Genomic DNA, 520 nt, shown 5'->3' with positions numbered 1-520 from the left:
TTTGTCAGCTGAGACAGATAAGCGGCGTTTGTCGAAGAGATTTTTTTGACGAAATCCGCGACTTCTTTTCTTGTGCTGACCCTGATCGAAGCTGTTAAGTCTCCGTAGACCGGATGTTCAATCGTTACATCTTTAACCGTTACGCCAAAGTCGACGATCAGATTCAGCTCTTCTTCCGTTTTTTCGGGTTCGTGGTCACAGGCGATGATCCGCTGAACCGGCTGTTTTTTGCCGAGGGCTGACCGCAAATACATGTACCCTTGGCTTGTTGCGATGATCGGTTCGTTTTTTGCTTTTAATAAAGAAATATCCTGTACGATGACCTGCCGTGAAACAGATGCTCTTTTGGCCAGCTCGCTTCCTGTAAGCGGAGCCTCTGACTCCTTCAGCCAAGCCAGCAGCTGCTAGCGCCGCTCAGCTCCCGTAAGTTTTAATCCGTCTGTCAATCCGATGGTCTCCTTTCTCATTCATCATATCTTCAAGAACGTCCAACAGCCTATCAACATGTTCGCTTGTCGTA

At 47.9% G+C, this 520-nt stretch carries 1 protein-coding gene; it reads right to left on the bottom strand.

All coding sequences use genetic code 11. The features are described from left to right. Positions 1-401 (bottom strand): 3H domain-containing protein (locus ACWHAR_RS31940; protein ID WP_452089036.1); only part of this gene is annotated, 401 nt, incomplete at its 3' end. Between the last annotated feature and the right edge of the window lie 119 nt (positions 402-520).

The organism is Bacillus sp. LR--39 (genome assembly GCF_053613335.1).
This window is presented reverse-complemented; position numbering and strand designations above follow the sequence as displayed.